This window comes from Pantoea sp. SGAir0184 (genome assembly GCF_043544755.1).
Genome location: NZ_CP028050.1, coordinates 435,462 through 453,403, shown reverse-complemented (window position 1 = coordinate 453,403; position 17,942 = coordinate 435,462). Strand labels below are relative to the sequence as shown.

The window sequence follows — 17,942 nt, the reverse complement described above, 5'->3', positions numbered from 1 at the left end:
GCTAAAACTCAAACTGATAGAGCAAATCCAGTGCCTGATCGAGACCCGACACGGCTTCCAAATAGAGTTTGGGCATCAGGCGATAACGCAAAGTGAGCGTCGCCAGTGAATCAAATATGCCAACACCGTATTTTACCTGCAGACCCGGCAGCACATAACCACTCACCTGCACCTGCTGGCTGTCGCCGACACCGGTGGTATCAAGCGCAAGGTTACTGACGCCGAAGGTCTCGCCGATTTTACCCATAACCTGACCACTTTGTGCAACCCCCAGTCCAACCAGCGCCGAGGTTAAGGCGTTGCTGTCGCCATCGCTGCTGAGTCCCTGACCGCGTAACAGGTAAGACAGCGCCTCCTGCTGCGACATTGCCGGGTCGGAGAAGACCTCTACCTTCGGCTCGTCGGCCAGCCCGGTGACGCGCAGACCGGCTGTCACATCATCTTCGGTGGCTTCCGGGTTACGAATCGCCTCCAGGTTGACGTACGGCTGATCCGGCGGACCGGCGAACTGCAGCTCGCCTTTACGCACAATCAGATCCTGACCATACGCGTGGAAACGGCCGGAAGGAATATTGATTTGTCCGTTTAAGCCCAGGCCGGTTTTATCCTGCACCAGTTTGAGATCGCCGTTGAGTCGCGCTTTCAGGCCAAAGGCCGAGAGGCGCACATCGTTGCCGACGTGGATCACCAGATTGCTGTTGATCGGGATCGCGGCGGTTTTCGGCTGAATCGGCTTGAGGTTCTCATCCAGCATCACCTCATCCGACGACACGCCGGTAGCGCTCTCCGGCACTTCCTGCACCGTGATGCGCGCCCACGGAATATCAACCTTGCCGTCAAGGTTGAACGCCGCCGGTGTGGCTTCAAACGCCAGGTCCGGCGAAACGTCCATCCGCACCATCGGCGGAACGGTAACGCGAATACGGCTGCCCTGCGCAGTAACGCGCGCGCGCCAGTTATCCAGCTGGCTCCAGTCCGCGTTGCCGCCCAGATTGAGGTTACCCTGCTGCGTCTGGATCAGGCCGTTGAGCGTGGAACTCATGCCGTTAAACACCAGGTTGAGATTGGCCGAAGTGAGATCGACCGGCATAAAGCTGCCGTCCACATCAACATCGCTCAGCCCCAGCTGACCAAAGATCTGCGGCTGCTGCAGCGTGCCGCCGAGACGCAGATTGCTGTTGAGGTTGCCTTTGATCTTCTCGCCCTGCATCAGCGCCGGGTTGAGCATCGCCAGCGAAATGTTGCTGATGCCGATGTTGCCTGACAGCTGGCGGCGATTCTCCGGATCGGCGATCTGCACGTTGCCGCTCAGCTGACCGTTATTCACGATGTGAATCAGCCAGTCGAGCTGCGCGCGTCCATTACGCAGCGCCGCATTCAGGTTGAGCGTGTCGAAGGCGATCGGCAGGTTATTCCCCTGCACATCCTGCACCACTTTTACGCCGTTTCCTTTAAGCGATACCGTGCCGGTCGGCAGCGCGCCGTCGGCGGTCCAGTTCACGCGCGCATCACCGCTGAATACGCCGTTCAGCTGGGTGGCATCGGTAAGGAACGGCTTAACCATCGCCAGATCGAAGCGGTTCAGCACCACGTGCGCATGGCCGCTGGCACCGGCCTCGATCGGCTCCGGCACGCACAGCTGCGCGTTGGGGTTTTGCCAGCAGTGCGGCCCGATGGTGGCGCTCTGTTTGCTGTTCAGGTAGTCAATCGTCATCGCGCGCGTCAGGCGCCATTCGCCCACCGGCGTGTCAAAACGCGTATTGTTGAGATTACCCTGCCAGCGCTGCGTCTGGCGGTCAAAGCTGCCGTTGAGCGCCAGCTGGCCGGAGACCGGCTCGCCCTGCACGTTGAGTTTCAGCTGATGCTGCTTCTCGTTACCGTCGGCGTTGAGCGTCAGCAGGCCGATCTTAAGCGCGTCCTGCTGTAGCTGCTCCACGCGCAGCTGCAGTTTACCGGCGACCTGATCGCTGGATTTCACATCGCTCTGCAGCGTGACACGGCGGATCTGCAACTGCTGCCAGCGCAGGCCGCTGGCGGTAAGATCGGCCAGAAGCTGGGGCGCCTGCAGCGTACCGCGCGCTTTGATGGTGCCTTTGGCTACGCCGCCGAGGCCCGGCAGCGCGTTATCCAGATGCGGTGCATCGACACTGGCATCCAGATTTAGCGCGTCGCCCAGTTCGCCCTTCACGTCGAGATGGTTGCGCCCCAGCGCGATGTCAATGCCGGGGATTTTCCACTGATTGTAACTGTTGCCGGTCAGCGAGCCTTCGGCGCTCACCGCGTTCTGTTTCACATTGCCCTTCAGCGCCAGCTGCGGCACGCTAAGCTGCCAGCTACCGCCGTACAGGCTGCCGCGCGTGGTGATTTTACCGTCGAGCTTTGCCGGCCAGTCAGGATACTGTTTAGCGGTATTGATGCCCGCCAGCGTCAGTTCGCTGCGCCAGCTGATGGCTTTGCTCCAGTCCACCAGCGCGCTAAGGTCAATGTTGCCCTGCAGCGCCGCCACGCGAAGTTTATCCAGGCTGAACTGCTGCACGTTGCCTTTACCGTCCAGTGTAATGGTGGCCGGCGGCACCGCTTCGCCCTTCACCGCGGTGCGCAGCGACATCACATAGTCGGTGGCTTTGCCGCTGAACTGGTAGTCGAGATTATCCGCCTGATACTGCACCGGACCGGTCAGCGGCCAGCGCAGCTGCGGGCTGGTGAGTTTGAGCGACAGCGGCAGACCGGCGACCGCCGGCTGCGCGGCGGCGTCCAGCTGGGCACGCACCGGCCCCGAGAGATTCAGGCCCAGCTTCAGCTCGTCGCGCATTGCCCCGGCGAGGTTCAGTTTGATCTTCTCGCCTTTAATCGGATCGAGATTCAGCGAGCCGTTGAGCACAAAATTGACCGGCCAGTTATCCGCCAGCCGGGCATCGCCGCTGGCGTTGATCTGTCCCTGCGGCGAGTCGACGTCAAAGGTCTCCAGCTGCACATGCCGGTCGGTAGTTTTGGCCTTCAGCAGCAGACGCGTAATCGCCACATCCGTATCGCCAGTGATGCGCAACTGCTCACCCAACAGCTGCTGCACATTGATGTCGAGCGGCAGCTGGAAATCCGGCAGTGCCGGCAGCAGCGGCTCGGCAAACATCGCCTGCAGCGTTTCGCCCAGCGGTTTCTCATCCGGCTGCGGCTGCTGCACTTTAGGCTGCACCACCTGTTCGTCCGCCACTTTCGCCGCCTTCGGCAGCGCGATCAGCAGGCTCTGGATATGGGTGGGATTGAGCGTCAGCGCGCGATCCTGCCACTGCAGGCCGCTGGTGAAGTCGAGCAGCGAAATGGCGGTGTCATCGACTTTGACGTTGATGTTATGCAGGCTGACCCGGCTCAGCGTAATCGGGTATGGCGTGCTTAGATTGCTGCTGCCGCTCTCCTCTTCCGGCGGCGGCGCACTGGCGGGCGTCATTTTTTTGCTGTCGACCACCACGCTGACATCCTGCAGCGCGATATCGTTCACGCACACCGAGGAGTGCAGCAGGCAGTTGAGGTTGAGCGCCAGATGGAAGCGCCCGGCATCCACGCTGACGCCCGGCATCTGGTACTTCACGCCGCTCAGCGTCAGATCGCGCCAGCCGCCTTCCACCTTGTTGATCGACAGGCCCGGCACCCAGCGATCGGCACCTTTAAACAACAGATGCAATCCGGGCGTGGTACCCACCAGAAACGCCACGCTGGCCAGCAGCACCAGCAGGAAAATACCGATACCGATCAGGACCTTTTTCCACAGCTTCATAGTTCAGGCCCCAGTCCTACATAAAATTGCAATCCATGCTCCTTGTCGTCACCAATCGGGCGCGCGATATCAAACTTGATCGGCCCTACCGGAGAAGACCAGCGCACGCCGAAGCCTGCACCGGTTTTAACATTACTCTGCTTGATGTCGTTGACCGCTTCACCGGAGTCGACGAATACCGCGCCCCACCATTTGCCAGAAACATTGTACTGATACTCAAGCGAGCCGGTGGCCAGCTTTGAGGCACCGGTGAGTTTGCCTTCGTCATCGCGCGGCGAGATATCTTTGTATTTGTAGCCGCGAATGCTGCGGTCACCGCCGGCGAAGAAGCGCAGATCGGGCGGCACTTTTTCAAAGTCGTTAGTTTCAATCCAGCCAAGGTTACCGCGCGCCACAAAGCGATGCTTCTCGCCCAGCGTGCGGATCCACACGTTCTGTGCCTGCAGGATCAGGAAGTCGACGTCTGAACCCCAGGTGGTGTCCGACACGTCTACCGAATAGCGCTGTGAATCGCCCCAGGTCGGCATCAGGCCGCCGCGCGAACGGGTGCGGTTCAGGCTGACGCCCGGATAGAGCAGCATGGTGGTGTTGGTGACGCTGCCCTGAGTAAAGTGGTCGAGGCTCCAGCGCAGGTTAACCGCGCGCTGCCAGCCGGAGCTGCTGTCCCAGTTACGCGACATCGCCAGCGTGGTGGTGTCCGATTTGGTGTCGTTGAGATCGGTGCGTTTCAGGCCGCCGGAGAAGGTGTAGTACTGCTCCAGCGGACTTTTCAGCAGCGGCACTTTATAGCTGAGATCAAGCTGCTGCTCCGGCGCGGAGATATAGGCGCTGGAGGTCAGGCTGTGGCCGCTGTCGTTGATCCACGGCTTTTTCCACGTGCCTTTCAGCCGCGGTCCGACGTCCGTCGAGTAACCGACACCGGCTTCGATGGTGTTCTCCACGCGCGGCGACACGGCGGCGCTGAGCGGCAGCACTTTGGTCTGGCGCCCTTTATCGAACTCAGGTGCCACGACGACAGAATTAAACCAGCCGGTGGCGGAGAGGCGACGATTGAGTTCGGCCAAATCGCGTGAGCTGTAGGGATCGCCCTTTTTGAACGGCACCAGGTTGCGCAGATAGGCTTCATTGATTTGCGAGCCCTCAAAGCTGACATCGCCGAAGCGATAGCGCGGGCCGCTGTCGTAGTCGATATCCCAGAACGCTAAGCGCCGTTCTACCGAGACACCAAGCTGGCTCTGCTTAAAGTCACCGTCGAAGTAACCATTACGCAGCGCCAGGCTGGAGAAGCCGTTTTTAAATTTATCGTAGTCGCCGTGATTGAGCTGGCTGCCGACTTTCGGCCGGCCCTGCTTCACCCACGCCTGATAATCAGGATCGTCTTTTGCGGCGCCTTCCACCACGATGGTGCTGCCGCCAATCTTCACCGGCTCACCGGCGGTGACGCGGGCAATCAGCACCGGACGGCCACCCTGCGGCGGTGCCGGGCGTGATTCAAAGTCGATCTGCGGCTCGTAATAGCCTAGCGCGCGCAAGCCTTCTTTGATCGCGGCAGCCACGCGCGCCTGGAAACGGCCGTCGTTCGACACCTCGTCACTGCCGATAGTGGACAAGCGCGCCCTGACGTTTTTCTGTAACTCCCCGGTCAGGCCTTCCAGCTGCAGTCGCACTTTGGCTGCCTCAACAGCAGGTGCGGCAAGCAGCAGGCTGGCCAAGCAATAAGCATGAAATCGCGGCACGCGTACTCCTGTTAATAATGCCTGCCCCTATTCCGCAGGGGCGTTAACTCTGGTGGAAAGGGTATCACCACACCTTGCATACCCATCAGCATAGCCGCTCTTTTTTGCGAGCGGCTGCGTAAAAACGGCCGCTAAGCCAAATCGACTGCTATTGTCGGTAAATGTGCGTACCGATACAACAACGAAGCCGCGCTTCTGCGCACCGCCAGCCGCCACTCGGATTAATCCGAGCCGGCCAATCACGCCGCTGGCGGCAGCAATAGCGCTGCTGCTATAATCAGCGACCAGCAGGCCTCGCCTGCACGCATTTCTGCCCCGACGTTAACGTGACTTTGTCGAACTGGCGCAGACATTTTTGGCACGGATAGCCCTGTTTGACGGGTAAGTACCGGATGTACGCCTCTTCGCGCTGCCCAGGCCAAAAATGACAAGTGATTAACCCAACGGATCTTTTATGCTTGATAGCCTGCTTGTCATTCTTTTACTGATCGTAATCAGTTCATTTTTTTCTCTGTCGGAGATCTCGCTGGCGGCTGCCCGCAAGATCAAACTGAAACTGCTGGCCGATGAAGGCAACATCAACGCGCAGCGCGTGCTGAAGATGCAGGAACAGCCTGGCATGTTCTTCACCGTGGTACAGATTGGCCTCAACGCCGTGGCGATTCTCGGCGGTATCGTCGGCGATGCGGCGTTTTCGCCCGCCTTCAGCAGCCTGTTCTACCGCTTTATGGAGCCGGAACTGGCGGATCAGCTCAGCTTTATCTGCTCCTTCACCATCGTCACCAGCCTGTTTATTCTGTTTGCCGACCTGACGCCAAAACGCGTCGGCATGATCGCGCCGGAAGCCATCGCGCTGCGCATCATCAATCCGATGCGCTTCTGCCTGCTGGTTTTCCGCCCGCTGGTATGGCTGTTCAATGGCCTGGCCAACGTGTTCTTTCGCATCTTTAAGCTGCCGATGGTGCGTAAAGATGACATCACCTCGGATGACATTTACGCGGTGGTAGAAGCGGGCGCGCTGGCCGGCGTGCTGCGCAAGCAGGAGCACGAGCTGATCGAGAACGTGTTTGAGCTGGAATCACGCACCGTGCCTTCGTCCATGACCTCGCGTGAAAATATCGTGTGGTTCGATCTGCACGAAGACGAAACCAGCCTGAAAACCAAAATCGCGCAACACCCGCATTCGAAGTTTCTGGTGTGCGACGGCGATATCGACCATATCGTGGGCTACGTCGACTCCAAAGAGCTGCTGCTGCGCGTGCTGGGTAACCAGAGTATGACGCTTAACAGCGGCGTGCAGATTCGTTCGGCGCTGATTGTGCCGGATACGCTGACGCTGTCAGAGGCGCTGGAGAGTTTTAAAACCGCCGGCGAAGACTTCGCGGTGATCATGAACGAATATGCGCTGGTGGTCGGGATTATCACGCTTAACGACGTGATGACCACGCTGATGGGCGATCTGGTCGGTCAGGGGCTGGAAGAGCAGATTGTGGCGCGTGACGAGAATTCCTGGCTGGTGGAAGGCGGTACGCCGATTGATGACGTGATGCGCGTGCTGGATATTGACGAGTTCCCGCAGTCCGGCAACTACGAGACCATCGGCGGCTTCATGATGTATATGCTGCGTAAGATCCCCAAACGCACCGATTTCGTCAAATTCTCCGGCTACAAATTCGAGGTGGTGGATATCGACAGCTACCGCATCGACCAGCTGCTGGTGACGCGCATTGATGACCGCCCGCCGGTGCTGAATGTGTCGAAGAGTACGCTGGATGAGTCTGAAGGGCCTGCCGCGTAGCAGTGATCGTGCGGTTACAGAAAGATTCAGGGCGCCAGCGGCGCCCTTTCTTTTGCTTAGTTGTACTCGGCTTGCAGCCGCAGCACCTGGCGGTTGATTTCTGACATCACGCTAAGGTGCTGTTTATCCTTGACGCGCGGCAACATGACTTTGCCTTTGTCGAACTCAAACGCGCCAACATCCTTGATGTACAACCTTCCTTTAAATAGCGTCTTTACATATTTCGCAATTTGCAGCGGATTATAGCGCTGGAAGATCTTCATGCTGTTTAACTCCTGAACAGATGTAATACGCTTCGCCGTTGCCAAATTCGGTACGAGCCCTTGAAGCGCAAATGAGGCATAACTATAGAACATGATTCCTTGCCGATGTTCCGAAAAAATGGATTTTTTACTGAATTGACACATCATTACAGAGAACTCTGTCATAACGATCACAAAATCCAGTATAAACCTTCATTGGTTAAGGAATTGTGGCATGGGTTACAAAGCTGCTATCTCATCGCGACAGGCGCATCATCCACGCCTAATATTGCAAAAACATGAATAACTGGTCGGATCACTAAGGAGCATTACCATGCGTTTGGCACATTCCGTGATAGCCCTGGCGCTGCTGCTGCCCAGCCTTGCCTCAGCCCACGCGTTTAAGGTTGGCGAGCGCGTACCGGCAGTCGGCGTTAACGACAAAGGAGAACTGCTGTATCAGCAGGAGAAGTTTCGCTACCAGCCCTGGAACAGCGCCCAGCTGAGTGGCAAAGTGCGGGTCATCCTGCATATTGCCGGACGCTCGTCAGCCAAAGAACAGAACGCCGCGCTGATTGAAGCCATCAAAGCCGCCCAGCTGCCGCACGACCGCTACCAGACCACCACGGTGGTTAATACCGATGATGCCATTCCCGGCACCGGGATGTTTGTGCGCAGCAGCATTGAGAGCAATAAACAGCAGTATCCGTGGTCGCAGTTCATTGTCGACAGCAACGGCAACGCGCGCAAGGCGTGGCAGCTGGAGAAAGGCGGTTCGGCGATTGTGATTCTGGATAACACCGGCCATGTGCGTTACGCCAAAGACGGTCCGCTGACGCAGGATGAAGTGCAGCAGGCGATGAAACTGATCCATCAGCTGCTGCAGGCGTGATCGCGCCACAGCGGGTGGCGCGCATAGCGTATCAGAACAGCGAGACGCGGAAGCCCGGATTCAGGAACGACTCGCGCGGCGCGTAGTCGAGGGTTTTGCCCTGCCAGTCATGCACGTGCGCGCCAGCGGCAATGGCTACCGCATGGCCGGCACCAGTATCCCAGATATTGGTCGGCCCGAAGCGCGGATAGAGCTGCGCCTTGCCCTCTGCCACCAGGCAGAACTTGAGCGAGGAGCCGATAGCGGTGGTCTGATGCTCGCCCAGCTGGGTCAGATACTCTTTCAGCTCTTCGTCTTTATCGGCGTGCGAACGGCTCACCACCACCAGCAGCGGTCGCGCTTCACGCACGTGAATCTGCGTGGTGTGGCCGCCCTCTTCTTTCCACGCTTTGCCTTCGGCCGCAGAATACATCACCCCCAGCGCCGGCGCGTACACCACGCCCAGCACCGGTTTGCCGTGCTCAATCAGCGCGATATTGACCGTGAACTCGCCGTTACGCTTGATGAACTCTTTGGTGCCGTCGAGCGGATCGACCAGCCAGTATTGCTGCCAGTGCTGACGCACATCCCAGCCGGGTGGATCCTCTTCCGACAGCACCGGCACGTCAGGCGTCAGCGCCGCTAAGCCCTGCACGATAACCTGATGTGCCGCCAGATCGGCCGCCGTGACCGGTGAATCATCCGATTTACGCGTCACGTCCAGCGGTTGTGCGCCATCGTAGACCTGCATAATGGCATCGCCCGCGCTTCGCGCCAGCTGGCAAATTTTTTCTAACATTGTTCACCTCATTTCGGCTGATGCTGCCGGCGAAACATCGGCAGCCCGTCTCCAGATATTTTAGCAGTTGCGCTGTAGCAGTTTACTGCTCAGGGTATTCGCCTTGATTATCAATACCATAGTTCGCCGGTGACGGCTATGGCGCAATGCTGAATGGCAGGCACTCCGTCAGCTTGCGCAGGAAAGAGGCAAAATCCAGAGCCTCATCACAAATTGAAATGATAATTCGTCATGGTTTTACATTATTTTGAGAGGCCCATTAAAGCGAACAAGGAGCAAGCCATGTTCAAAGCGAGCATGTCGTTACTGGCACTGTGCGTTGCAGCCGCCACGGTACAGGCTGCCACGGTGGATTTACGCATTCTGGAAACCACCGATCTGCACAGCAACATGATGGATTTCGATTACTACAAAGACACGCCGACCGAAAAGTTTGGTCTGGTGCGCACCGCTACGCTCATCCAGCAGGCGCGCGGCGAAGTAGCAAACAGCGTGCTGGTGGATAACGGCGACATTATTCAGGGCAGCCCGCTGGGTGATTACATGGCGGCCAAAGGCCTGCAGCCGGGTGAAATCCATCCGGTGTATAAAGCCCTTAATACGCTGGATTACGCGGTAGGCAATCTGGGTAACCACGAATTTAACTACGGCCTGCCCTATCTGCAGCAGGCAATTGCCGGGGCACGTTTTCCCTACATCAACGCCAACGTTATCGATGAAACCAGTGGGAAACCGCTGTTTAATCCCTATTTAATTAAAGAAACCACGGTAAAAGACCGCGACGGCAAGCCGCATACGCTGAAAATCGGCTATATCGGCTTCGTACCACCGCAGATTATGGTGTGGGATCGCAACAATCTGCAGGGTAAAGTGCGCGTTGATGACATCACCGAGACAGCGAAGCGCTATGTGCCGGAAATGCGCGCAAAAGGTGCTGAAATAATCATCGCTATTCCGCACTCCGGTCTGAGCAGTGAGCCGTACCATGCCATGGCGGAAAACTCGGTGTATTACCTCAGTCAGGTGCCAGGTATCAATGCCATCATGTTCGGCCATGCGCACGCGGTGTTTCCCGGCAAAGAGTTTGCGGCGATTAAAGGCGCGGATATCGCTCAGGGCACGCTTAACGGCGTACCGGCGGTGATGCCCGGCATGTGGGGCGATCATCTCGGCGTGGTTGACCTGGTGCTGAAAAATGACGGCGGCAACTGGCAGGTGACCCAGGGTAAAGCCGAGGCACGGCCAGTTTACGATGCGGTAGCGAAAAAATCGCTGGCGGCGGAAGATGCCGATCTGGTGAAAGTGCTGGCCGACGATCATCGCGCTACGCGTGAATTTGTGGCAAAACCGATCGGCAAGTCGGCGGATGTGATGTACAGCTATCTGTCGCTGGTGCAGGACGATCCCACCGTGCAGATCGTCAATAATGCGCAGCGTGCTTACGTCGAACGCTTCATTCAGGGCGATCCCGATCTGGGCCGCTTACCGGTGCTCTCGGCAGCGGCACCGTTTAAAGCCGGCGGCCGTAAGAACGATCCGGCCAGCTACGTTGAAGTGGAAAAAGGCGATCTTACCTTCCGTAATGCCGCCGATCTCTATCTCTACCCGAATACGCTGGTGGTGATGAAAGTCAGCGGCGCGCAGGTGAAAGAGTGGCTGGAGTGCTCGGCGGCGCAGTTTAATCAGATCGACGTGCATCGTCGTCAGCCGCAGTCGCTGATCAACTGGGATTTCCGCACCTACAATTTTGATGTGATCGACGGCGTGCAGTATCAGATCGATGTGACGCAACCGGCGCGCTACGACGCCGAATGCCAGCTGATTAACCCGGCGGCATCACGTATTCAGGATCTGCGCTGGCAGGGCAAACCGATCGATCCCAAAGCGACCTTCCTCGTTGCCACCAATAATTACCGTGCCTGGGGCGGCAAATTTGCCGGTACCGGCGAGCAGTATGTCGCCTTTGCCTCGCCGGATGAGAACCGCTCGGTGGTGGCCGCCTACATCAGCAGCGAAACCCGCGCCCACGGCGCGGTGCAGCCACAGGCCGATCACAACTGGCGGCTGGCACCGATCGCCAGTGCAACGCCGCTGGATATTCGCTTTGAGACCGCGCCGGGCGCAAAAGCCACGCAGTTTATTGAGAAGTATGCTGATTATCCGATGAAAGCCGTCGGCAGTGATGAAACGGGCTTTGCAATCTGGCAGGTGGATTTACAGAAGCAGGCAGAGAAGAAGTAGTGACAGGGGCGCCAGACACGGCGCCCGCTGTTTATTACAGGATTTCCAGCAGCTCGACTTCGAAAATCAGGGTGCTGAATGGCGGGATAGAGGCACCCGCGCCGCGCTCGCCGTAAGCGAGATTGTGCGGAATGGCCAGCTCCCACTTCGAACCAACCGGCATCAGGGTCAGCGCTTCAATCCAGCCAGCAATCACGCCGCTGACCGGGAATTCAGCCGGTTCGCCACGGGCAACGGAGCTATCAAACACGGTGCCGTCAATCAGCTTACCGGTGTAGTGCACGCGTACGCGATCCTGACGTGATGGGATCGGACCATCGCCCTGGGTGATGACGCTGAACTGAAGGCCGGATTCGGTGCTGCTCACGCCTTCACGCTGTGCATTCTGCTCGAGGAACTGCTGACCTTCGGCCGCCATGGCTTCGACGCGCTCACGACGTACGCCTTCGGCACGCTCGTGGACTTCACGCAGCGCACGGTGTACCACGTCAACCGGAACTGCCGGTGAGTTCCCTTCCAGCGCGTCGCGCAGGCCCGCAAGCAGCGCTTCTGGCTGCAGACCCTGCAGTCCAGACTCTTGCAGCTGCTGACCAACCTGTAAACCGATACCGTAACTTGCTTGTGATTCGACGCTGTCAAATGAAGGGGTCGTCATCTTGTTTCCTTAATCCCGGAGAAAATAGAACCGGCAGCATAACAGCGCAGGCGGCTGGCGTAAAATCTCGCGCGCCGCGGATGACATTTCCCGGGGAAAGAGAAACAATATGCAGGTCAAATTTTTCAATGCTGGCAGGCACTTCGCGCCCGCTTTGCCCATACTATAGAACAAGAGAGCATCCATGGGCCAAATCGCCCCACGACGTCGCAGGACGCGCGCACCGCGTACCTTATTTTCCCGGTTGCAACGCTGGCTGCCTGACAGGCGCGTCACGACCGCCAGCGAGGAGGAGGAAAGAATGGCTTCTGAAACCCCGTCGCGTATACCCGCTGTGCTGCAGCGCATCTGGCATCTGCTGGATAACGTACGCTGGATGGATCCGCTGCCGCCGCTGCACCGACGCGGTATCGTTATTGCCCTGCTGGTGATGCTGCTGGCGTTTCTCTGGCCTGCCAGTACGCCGCAGTATCCGGTGGAACGTCCGGCAGAGAGCAGCGGCAAAGAGGTGCCGATGCAGGCGGAAATCTACGATAACAATGCGCAGCCGCCGCAGAATACGACGCCGAAAAGTGATGCTCAGGGCGAATGGCACAGCTATACCGTGGCCTCGGGCCAGACGCTGGCACAGCTGTTCCGTGACAACAATCTGCCGGTCAATGATGTGTTTGCCATGGCGCGGGTGGAAGGCGATGGGCAGCCGCTGAGCGCGCTGCAGAGTGGTCAGCAGGTGAAGATTCGTCAGAACGCGCAGGGCGTGGTGACCGGCTTAACGGTCGAGAGCAGTAACGGTCCGGTGCTGTTTACCCGCCAGCCGGACGGCAGCTTTATCCGCGCGCAGTAAGCAACAGAAACAAAAACGCCGGCACAAGGCCGGCGCTTTCAAACTAAGTAAAAAATTACTCAGCTACTACATTCACAACCAGTTTCGCGAATACTTCGCTGTGAACCTGGAAGTCAACTTCGTGCTCACCGGTGGTGCGCAGAACGCCGTTTGGCAGGCGAACTTCGCTCTTCGCCACTTCAACGCCAGCTGCAGTAACTGCATCAGCGATGTCGCGGGTACCGATGGAACCGAACAGTTTACCTTCGTCGCCTGCTTTAGACGCGAGAGTAACGGTGCCCAGTGCATTGATTTTCTCTGCACGTGCGTTAGCAGCAGCCAGAACGTCAGCCAGTTTGGCTTCCAGTTCAGCGCGACGCGCTTCGAAGAACTCAACGTTTTTCTTTGTAGCAGGAACAGCTTTACCCTGTGGAACCAGGAAGTTACGAGCGTAGCCCGCTTTAACGTTAACCTGATCACCCAGGCTGCCCAGGTTTGCTACTTTATCAAGCAGAATAACTTGCATTACCTTATCCTCTTAAAGTCGTTAATGGACAGTTGCCGATTACTGATGACGATCAGTGTACGGCAGCAGAGACAGGTAACGCGCGCGCTTGATAGCACGAGCCAGCTGACGCTGGTATTTTGCACGAGTACCGGTGATACGGCTTGGAACAATCTTGCCGCTTTCAGTGATGTAGTTTTTCAGCGTTGCGATATCTTTATAATCGATCTCTTGAACGCCTTCCGCGGTGAAACGGCAGAACTTGCGACGACGGAAATAACGTGCCATTTGGCTAGTCTCCAGAATCTATCAATTCAATCTGCTCGGCATGTAACACAAGTTTGCTCTGGCCATTGCGTGCCTGATGGCAGCTAATAAAACCTTCGAGTGTGAGTTGCGTGCCGACCGTTATATGTTGAGTAATCGCCTGATGGGCGCTGCCGCTGATAATCACCGGCATCTGACACCAGGCTTGCCGGTGAAACCCGGCTTCCTCCTGCACAGAACGATGCTCAAGCACGAACTGGCAGTGAGGAATCCCTGACGGACTGACTTTTCGAACTGGCGTCTTGCACACGGTGCCAGACAGGCGCAGCCGATTGGCCGTCATCGTGGATTACTCTTCAGAATCCCCAGCATCTGAGTCTTCTGCCGATTCGTTAGCGAAGTCTTCGCGGCGCTCACGACGCTCGTCTTTCGCTTTAACCATCGGAGAAGCTTCAGTTACCGCGTGCTTAACGCGCATAACCATGCTGCGGATAACGGCGTCGTTGAAGCGGAAGTTAGTTTCCAGCTCGTCGATCACTTCCTGCGGTGCTTCTACGTTCAGCAGAACGTAGTGTGCTTTGTGCAGTTTGTTGATCGGGTAAGCCAGCTGACGGCGACCCCAGTCTTCCAGACGGTGGATCGTGCCCTGTGCACCAGTGATAGCACCAGTGTAACGCTCGATCATGCCCGGAACCTGCTCGCTCTGGTCAGGATGGACCATAAATACGATTTCGTAATGACGCATCGATAGCTCCTTACGGATTATTCAGCCTCCTGTCAGGGTCAGCTGCGGCCCACGGAAGCAAGGAACGTTATAGGTTGCGAATCACCCAAAAGATGAAACACACCTCTGAATGCAGCTGAAAAATTGACGCGTAATCATACTGACCTCGCCGGGGAAACTCAAGCGCACAATTCATCAAATTGTCGCTGTCGTGCCAGGCGGGGACACCTTTTGTGCTAAGGATTGAGATTCAGCAGGTTAGTCAGAGATTGTTCAAAATCCCTGAACGAGGCGTTCAGCACGACGATCTGGCGTCGTACTGGTGAAGAACTAAACTCTCTACAGGCGCAACGGTTTGGCTTAATCAGCGCGCCTGAGAGTGAAATCCCTGGAGTGAGGAGTCGATTATGAAAGCTGTCATTATCGCCACTTTACTGGGTCTCTTCCTGTCTACCCCCGCTCTTGCCAGCTCCGCTGACCAGGCGCTGCAGATGAGAAGTAACAGCAGCAAAGCGGCTTCAGGCTATGTCTACGTTAACCGGCTGGATGCGCCAGGCGGTAACCCGGTCAGCGCGAACACCAGCGCCGCCGACCGCTTGTCGTCACAACTGTAGTCCGGCCTGTTATCCCGGGCTGGCGTGCTTCGCGCCGCCAGCCCGTTCCGTTTACAAATGATGTTTAAAGAAACTGACCAGCGCGGTGAGCGCTGGCGGCGTGATTTTGTGCCCGATCTGCTTTTCCGCCAGAAAGGTGAGCCGGCTGTCGAGCTGCGCCTCGCGCAACGCCTTTTCCAGCCGTACCGTTTCGGCAAACGGTACGACTTCATCCGCTTCACCGTGCCATAACAGCAGCGGACGGTTAGCCAGCTGCGCCAGCTGCTGACAGGGATCGTAGGCCGCCAGCGGGGCCAGCCGCGCCTGTAACGCCGCTTTTTGCTCTGGCGTGTGCGCCACCAGCGGCGGGAACAGCGTCTGACTGAGCTGCATGAAGTAGCCGGAGCCCATCAGACAGGCAACGCTGTGCAGGTGTGGATAGCGCGCCATCGCGCCCAGCGCGGTCATGCCGCCCATTGAGGCGCCGGCAATGGCGAAACGCTCATCCGCCACCCAATCGTTGTCGCGCAGCGCCGCTTCCAGCAGCGGCACTTCATCGATGTTCTGGCGCAAAATCTCCCAGAAGTGCGTCATGCGCGCGTCGGTATCGCCGTTGTAGCGTGCGCCGTGCATCTCTGCATCCGGCATCACCACGCGGAAACCGGCCTGCGCCAGCGCCACGGCAAAGTAGCTGTACACCTCTTTCGACGAGGTAAATCCGTGATAAAACAGGATGGTGGGTAAGCGCGCCAGCCGCTGTCCGGCCGGTGCCGCGTGAATACACTCAATGCCCGCCAGGTTCTCCGTTGCCAACTCAATCATACCGTCTCCGTTGAGAATGATTATCACTGGTCTCAGTGTACGTGCTGCCGGCCAAAACGCGAGCTACATCACATTTATTTCGATTAATTTCTGCCCTAAACATTTGCCGCATTTTGCCGTTGATCCTGTACCCCTCCAGTTATTTATTAAAGGTACTTTATGAAGCGTCTCTCTCTCAGCGCCATGAGTCTCGGAATTAAGCTGTCTGTATTGACGTCTTTCAGTGTGGCAATCGTGCTGTTTGCCCTGACGTTAACGCTCAGCCATAACGCCGCGCGCCAGCTGGAGCAGCTGGCTGTCGACGATATGCAAAACCAGGTGCTCGGCATTAATGAAATGGCCACGATGTTTAACGCGACCTTATCGGAAGAAGTGGCGAACTATACCCGGCTGTTTCAGAGCTTTTTACCTAAGCGATTTAGCCGTGACGACAGCTCACGCATTCAGGTGGGATCGTTCAGCACGCCGACGCTGCGTGCCGGGCTGAAAACCCTCAATCTCGATCAGATCGCCGTGGACGATTTTCTCGATCGTACCGGTGCAGTCTCCACCATTTTTGTGCGCGACGGCGAGGATTACATTCGCATCGCGACCTCACTGAAGAAAGAGGATGGCAGCCGCGCGGTGGGCACCCAGCTTGATCGCAGCAGCGCGGCGTGGCGCAGCGTGAATAAGGGCGAAGTGTATCGCGGCCTGGCGACGCTGTTCGGCCATCGCTATATCACCCAATACCAGCCGGTGCAGGACGACAGCGGCGCAGTCATCGCCATTCTGTTTGTTGGCGTGCAGATTGATAAACAGTACGCGCTGATGCGGGAGAAAGTGCTGGCGCGACGTCTCGGCGACAGCGGCAGCTTCTTCGTGCTGAACGGCACGCCGGGCAGCGCACAGGGCCAGTATCTGTTTGCCCGTCAGTCCGAAGGCAAGCTGCCGGACTGGGATCGCAGCGTACAGCAGCAGATCCTGACGCAGCCGCACGGCCTGCTGGAGATCGCGCATCAGGGCGAAACCCGCCTGCTGGCGTGGCAGCAACTGCCGGGCTGGAACTGGATTATCGCCGGTGAAGTCAGCCGCGCCAGCCTGCTGGCACCGATCACCCACAGCCGCAATCTGTTCATGCTGATTGGCCTGGCGCTGGTGCTCGCCTTTGCCATTGGCTTTGTGCTGTATAGCCGGCGCGCCATTACCCGGCCGCTGCAGCAGGTGATCCATCTGGCCGAGCAGTACGCGGCGGGTAATCTGCAGGCGCACCTCGACTCAGCGCGCCGCGACGAGATCGGCCAGCTGGTGAGCGCGATTAACGGCATTGGCGACGGCCTGGAGAAAGTGGTAGGCCAGGTACGCGCCGCCGCGCGTGAGATCAGCGACGGCACCGACACCATTGCGGCCAGCAGTTCCAGCATCAGCGAGCAGATTGGCCGCCAGGCGAGCAGCGTCGAAGAGACCTCGGCCAGCATGGAGCAGTTTGGCGCAACCGTGGCGCAAACCGCCGCTAACGTGCGTCAGGCGATGGCGCTGGTCGGTGAAGCCGCCAGCACCGTCAGCCAGGGCGGCAGCACCGTGGCGCGCTCGGTAGAGACCATGGCGGAGATTCGCATTGCCTCACAGAGCATCGCCGACATTACCCACGTGATCGAGTCGATTGCCTTCCAGACCAATATTCTGGCGCTCAACGCTGCGGTTGAGGCGGCGCGCGCCGGTGAGCACGGCAAAGGCTTCGCGGTCGTCGCTGCGGAAGTGCGTGCACTGGCGCAGCGCAGCGCCAATGCGGCGAAGGAGATTGACGGGCTGATTGCCAGTTCGATCGACAAAGTGGCCGCTGGCCATGCGCTCTCGGAACAAACGCGTAACGCCATGAGCCATATTGTCAGCCATATCGAACAGGTGAAAACCCTGATGGGGGAAATCAATATCGCCGCCCAGGAGCAGGCCGCGGGCATTGGTCAGGTCAATCTGGCGATGAACCACATCAGCCATGCGACCCATCAGAGCAGCGATATGATTAACCAGTCCGAACACACGGCGCAGCACCTGAGTCAGAAAGGCCATCATCTGACCCAGCTGGTGAGTATTTTCCGCCTCAACGACTGATGA

At 58.0% G+C, this 17,942-nt stretch carries 16 protein-coding genes; 6 read left to right on the top strand and 10 right to left on the bottom strand.

Going from position 1 to position 17,942, the window contains the following annotated elements; genetic code table 11:
* Window position 1: 1 nt before the first annotated feature.
* Together C1N60_RS02155 and C1N60_RS02150 are read right to left on the bottom strand one after the other, a co-directional pair.
* A complete protein-coding gene (locus tag C1N60_RS02155; RefSeq protein WP_059012326.1) occupies window positions 2-3,772 on the bottom strand; it encodes an autotransporter assembly complex protein TamB in 3,771 nt (1,256 codons plus the stop codon).
* The gene (locus tag C1N60_RS02150) at window positions 3,769-5,508 is read right to left on the bottom strand and encodes an autotransporter assembly complex protein TamA (RefSeq protein ID WP_031280152.1); all 1,740 of its coding nucleotides are present in this window, start codon (window positions 5,506-5,508) and stop codon (window positions 3,769-3,771) included. Before C1N60_RS02150 ends, C1N60_RS02155 begins: the two co-directional genes overlap by 4 nt.
* Before the next feature lie 454 nt (window positions 5,509-5,962).
* On the opposite strand from C1N60_RS02150, the gene C1N60_RS02145 reads away from it, so the two are divergent.
* The gene (locus C1N60_RS02145) at window positions 5,963-7,306 is read left to right on the top strand and encodes a hemolysin family protein (protein ID WP_150360364.1); all 1,344 of its coding nucleotides are present in this window, start codon (window positions 5,963-5,965) and stop codon (window positions 7,304-7,306) included.
* 56 nt (window positions 7,307-7,362) lie between these two features.
* On the opposite strand, the gene C1N60_RS02140 is transcribed toward C1N60_RS02145, so the two are convergent.
* Window positions 7,363-7,569, bottom strand: coding sequence for a DUF1107 domain-containing protein (locus tag C1N60_RS02140; RefSeq protein ID WP_031280153.1), 207 nt, complete (start codon window positions 7,567-7,569; stop codon window positions 7,363-7,365).
* A gap of 313 nt (window positions 7,570-7,882) precedes the next feature.
* Here C1N60_RS02140 and C1N60_RS02135 point away from each other — a divergent pair, with 313 nt between their 5' ends.
* The gene (locus C1N60_RS02135; RefSeq protein ID WP_021509743.1) at window positions 7,883-8,440 is read left to right on the top strand and encodes a YtfJ family protein; all 558 of its coding nucleotides are present in this window, start codon (window positions 7,883-7,885) and stop codon (window positions 8,438-8,440) included.
* A 31-nt stretch (window positions 8,441-8,471) separates the two neighbouring features.
* Here C1N60_RS02135 and cysQ read toward each other — a convergent pair whose 3' ends face one another.
* Window positions 8,472-9,218: a 3'(2'),5'-bisphosphate nucleotidase CysQ gene (gene cysQ / locus C1N60_RS02130; protein WP_136546444.1), complete on the bottom strand. Its 747-nt coding sequence runs from the start codon at window positions 9,216-9,218 to the stop codon at window positions 8,472-8,474.
* Between the two features lie 282 nt (window positions 9,219-9,500).
* Here cysQ and C1N60_RS02125 point away from each other — a divergent pair, with 282 nt between their 5' ends.
* A complete protein-coding gene (locus C1N60_RS02125) occupies window positions 9,501-11,459 on the top strand; it encodes a bifunctional 2',3'-cyclic-nucleotide 2'-phosphodiesterase/3'-nucleotidase (protein ID WP_394521319.1) in 1,959 nt (652 codons plus the stop codon).
* Window positions 11,460-11,493: 34 nt separating this feature from the next.
* Here the strand turns inward: C1N60_RS02125 and fklB are convergent, their stop codons facing one another.
* Complete coding sequence (fklB, locus tag C1N60_RS02120; RefSeq protein ID WP_021509746.1) at window positions 11,494-12,114, bottom strand: FKBP-type peptidyl-prolyl cis-trans isomerase; 621 nt, start codon at window positions 12,112-12,114, stop codon at window positions 11,494-11,496.
* A 184-nt stretch (window positions 12,115-12,298) separates the two neighbouring features.
* Here fklB and C1N60_RS02115 point away from each other — a divergent pair, with 184 nt between their 5' ends.
* Window positions 12,299-12,958, top strand: coding sequence for an OapA family protein (locus C1N60_RS02115; RefSeq protein ID WP_150360361.1), 660 nt, complete (start codon window positions 12,299-12,301; stop codon window positions 12,956-12,958).
* A gap of 55 nt (window positions 12,959-13,013) precedes the next feature.
* On the opposite strand, the gene rplI is transcribed toward C1N60_RS02115, so the two are convergent.
* Genes rplI through rpsF form a run of 4 tightly spaced genes read right to left on the bottom strand, consistent with a single transcriptional unit; the run spans window position 13,014 to window position 14,454 of the window.
* Window positions 13,014-13,463: a 50S ribosomal protein L9 gene (rplI, locus tag C1N60_RS02110; protein ID WP_021509748.1), complete on the bottom strand. Its 450-nt coding sequence runs from the start codon at window positions 13,461-13,463 to the stop codon at window positions 13,014-13,016.
* Window positions 13,464-13,502: 39 nt separating this feature from the next.
* Window positions 13,503-13,730 (bottom strand): 30S ribosomal protein S18, encoded by a 228-nt coding sequence (rpsR, locus tag C1N60_RS02105; RefSeq protein ID WP_000135199.1) that lies wholly within the window; start codon window positions 13,728-13,730, stop codon window positions 13,503-13,505.
* A gap of 4 nt (window positions 13,731-13,734) precedes the next feature.
* Entirely contained in the window at window positions 13,735-14,052 is a 318-nt protein-coding gene (gene priB, locus C1N60_RS02100) for a primosomal replication protein N (RefSeq protein WP_031280155.1), read from the bottom strand.
* 6 nt (window positions 14,053-14,058) lie between these two features.
* Window positions 14,059-14,454: a 30S ribosomal protein S6 gene (rpsF, locus tag C1N60_RS02095; RefSeq protein WP_021509750.1), complete on the bottom strand. Its 396-nt coding sequence runs from the start codon at window positions 14,452-14,454 to the stop codon at window positions 14,059-14,061.
* Between the two features lie 386 nt (window positions 14,455-14,840).
* On the opposite strand from rpsF, the gene C1N60_RS02090 reads away from it, so the two are divergent.
* On the top strand, window positions 14,841-15,047 hold the full coding sequence (locus C1N60_RS02090; RefSeq protein ID WP_021509751.1) for a hypothetical protein: 207 nt from the start codon (window positions 14,841-14,843) through the stop codon (window positions 15,045-15,047).
* 51 nt (window positions 15,048-15,098) lie between these two features.
* On the opposite strand, the gene yjfP is transcribed toward C1N60_RS02090, so the two are convergent.
* Window positions 15,099-15,848 (bottom strand): esterase, encoded by a 750-nt coding sequence (gene yjfP, locus C1N60_RS02085; RefSeq protein ID WP_021509752.1) that lies wholly within the window; start codon window positions 15,846-15,848, stop codon window positions 15,099-15,101.
* Between the two features lie 159 nt (window positions 15,849-16,007).
* Here yjfP and C1N60_RS02080 point away from each other — a divergent pair, with 159 nt between their 5' ends.
* Entirely contained in the window at window positions 16,008-17,939 is a 1,932-nt protein-coding gene (locus C1N60_RS02080) for a methyl-accepting chemotaxis protein (RefSeq protein WP_394521318.1), read from the top strand.
* Window positions 17,940-17,942 lie beyond the last annotated feature (3 nt).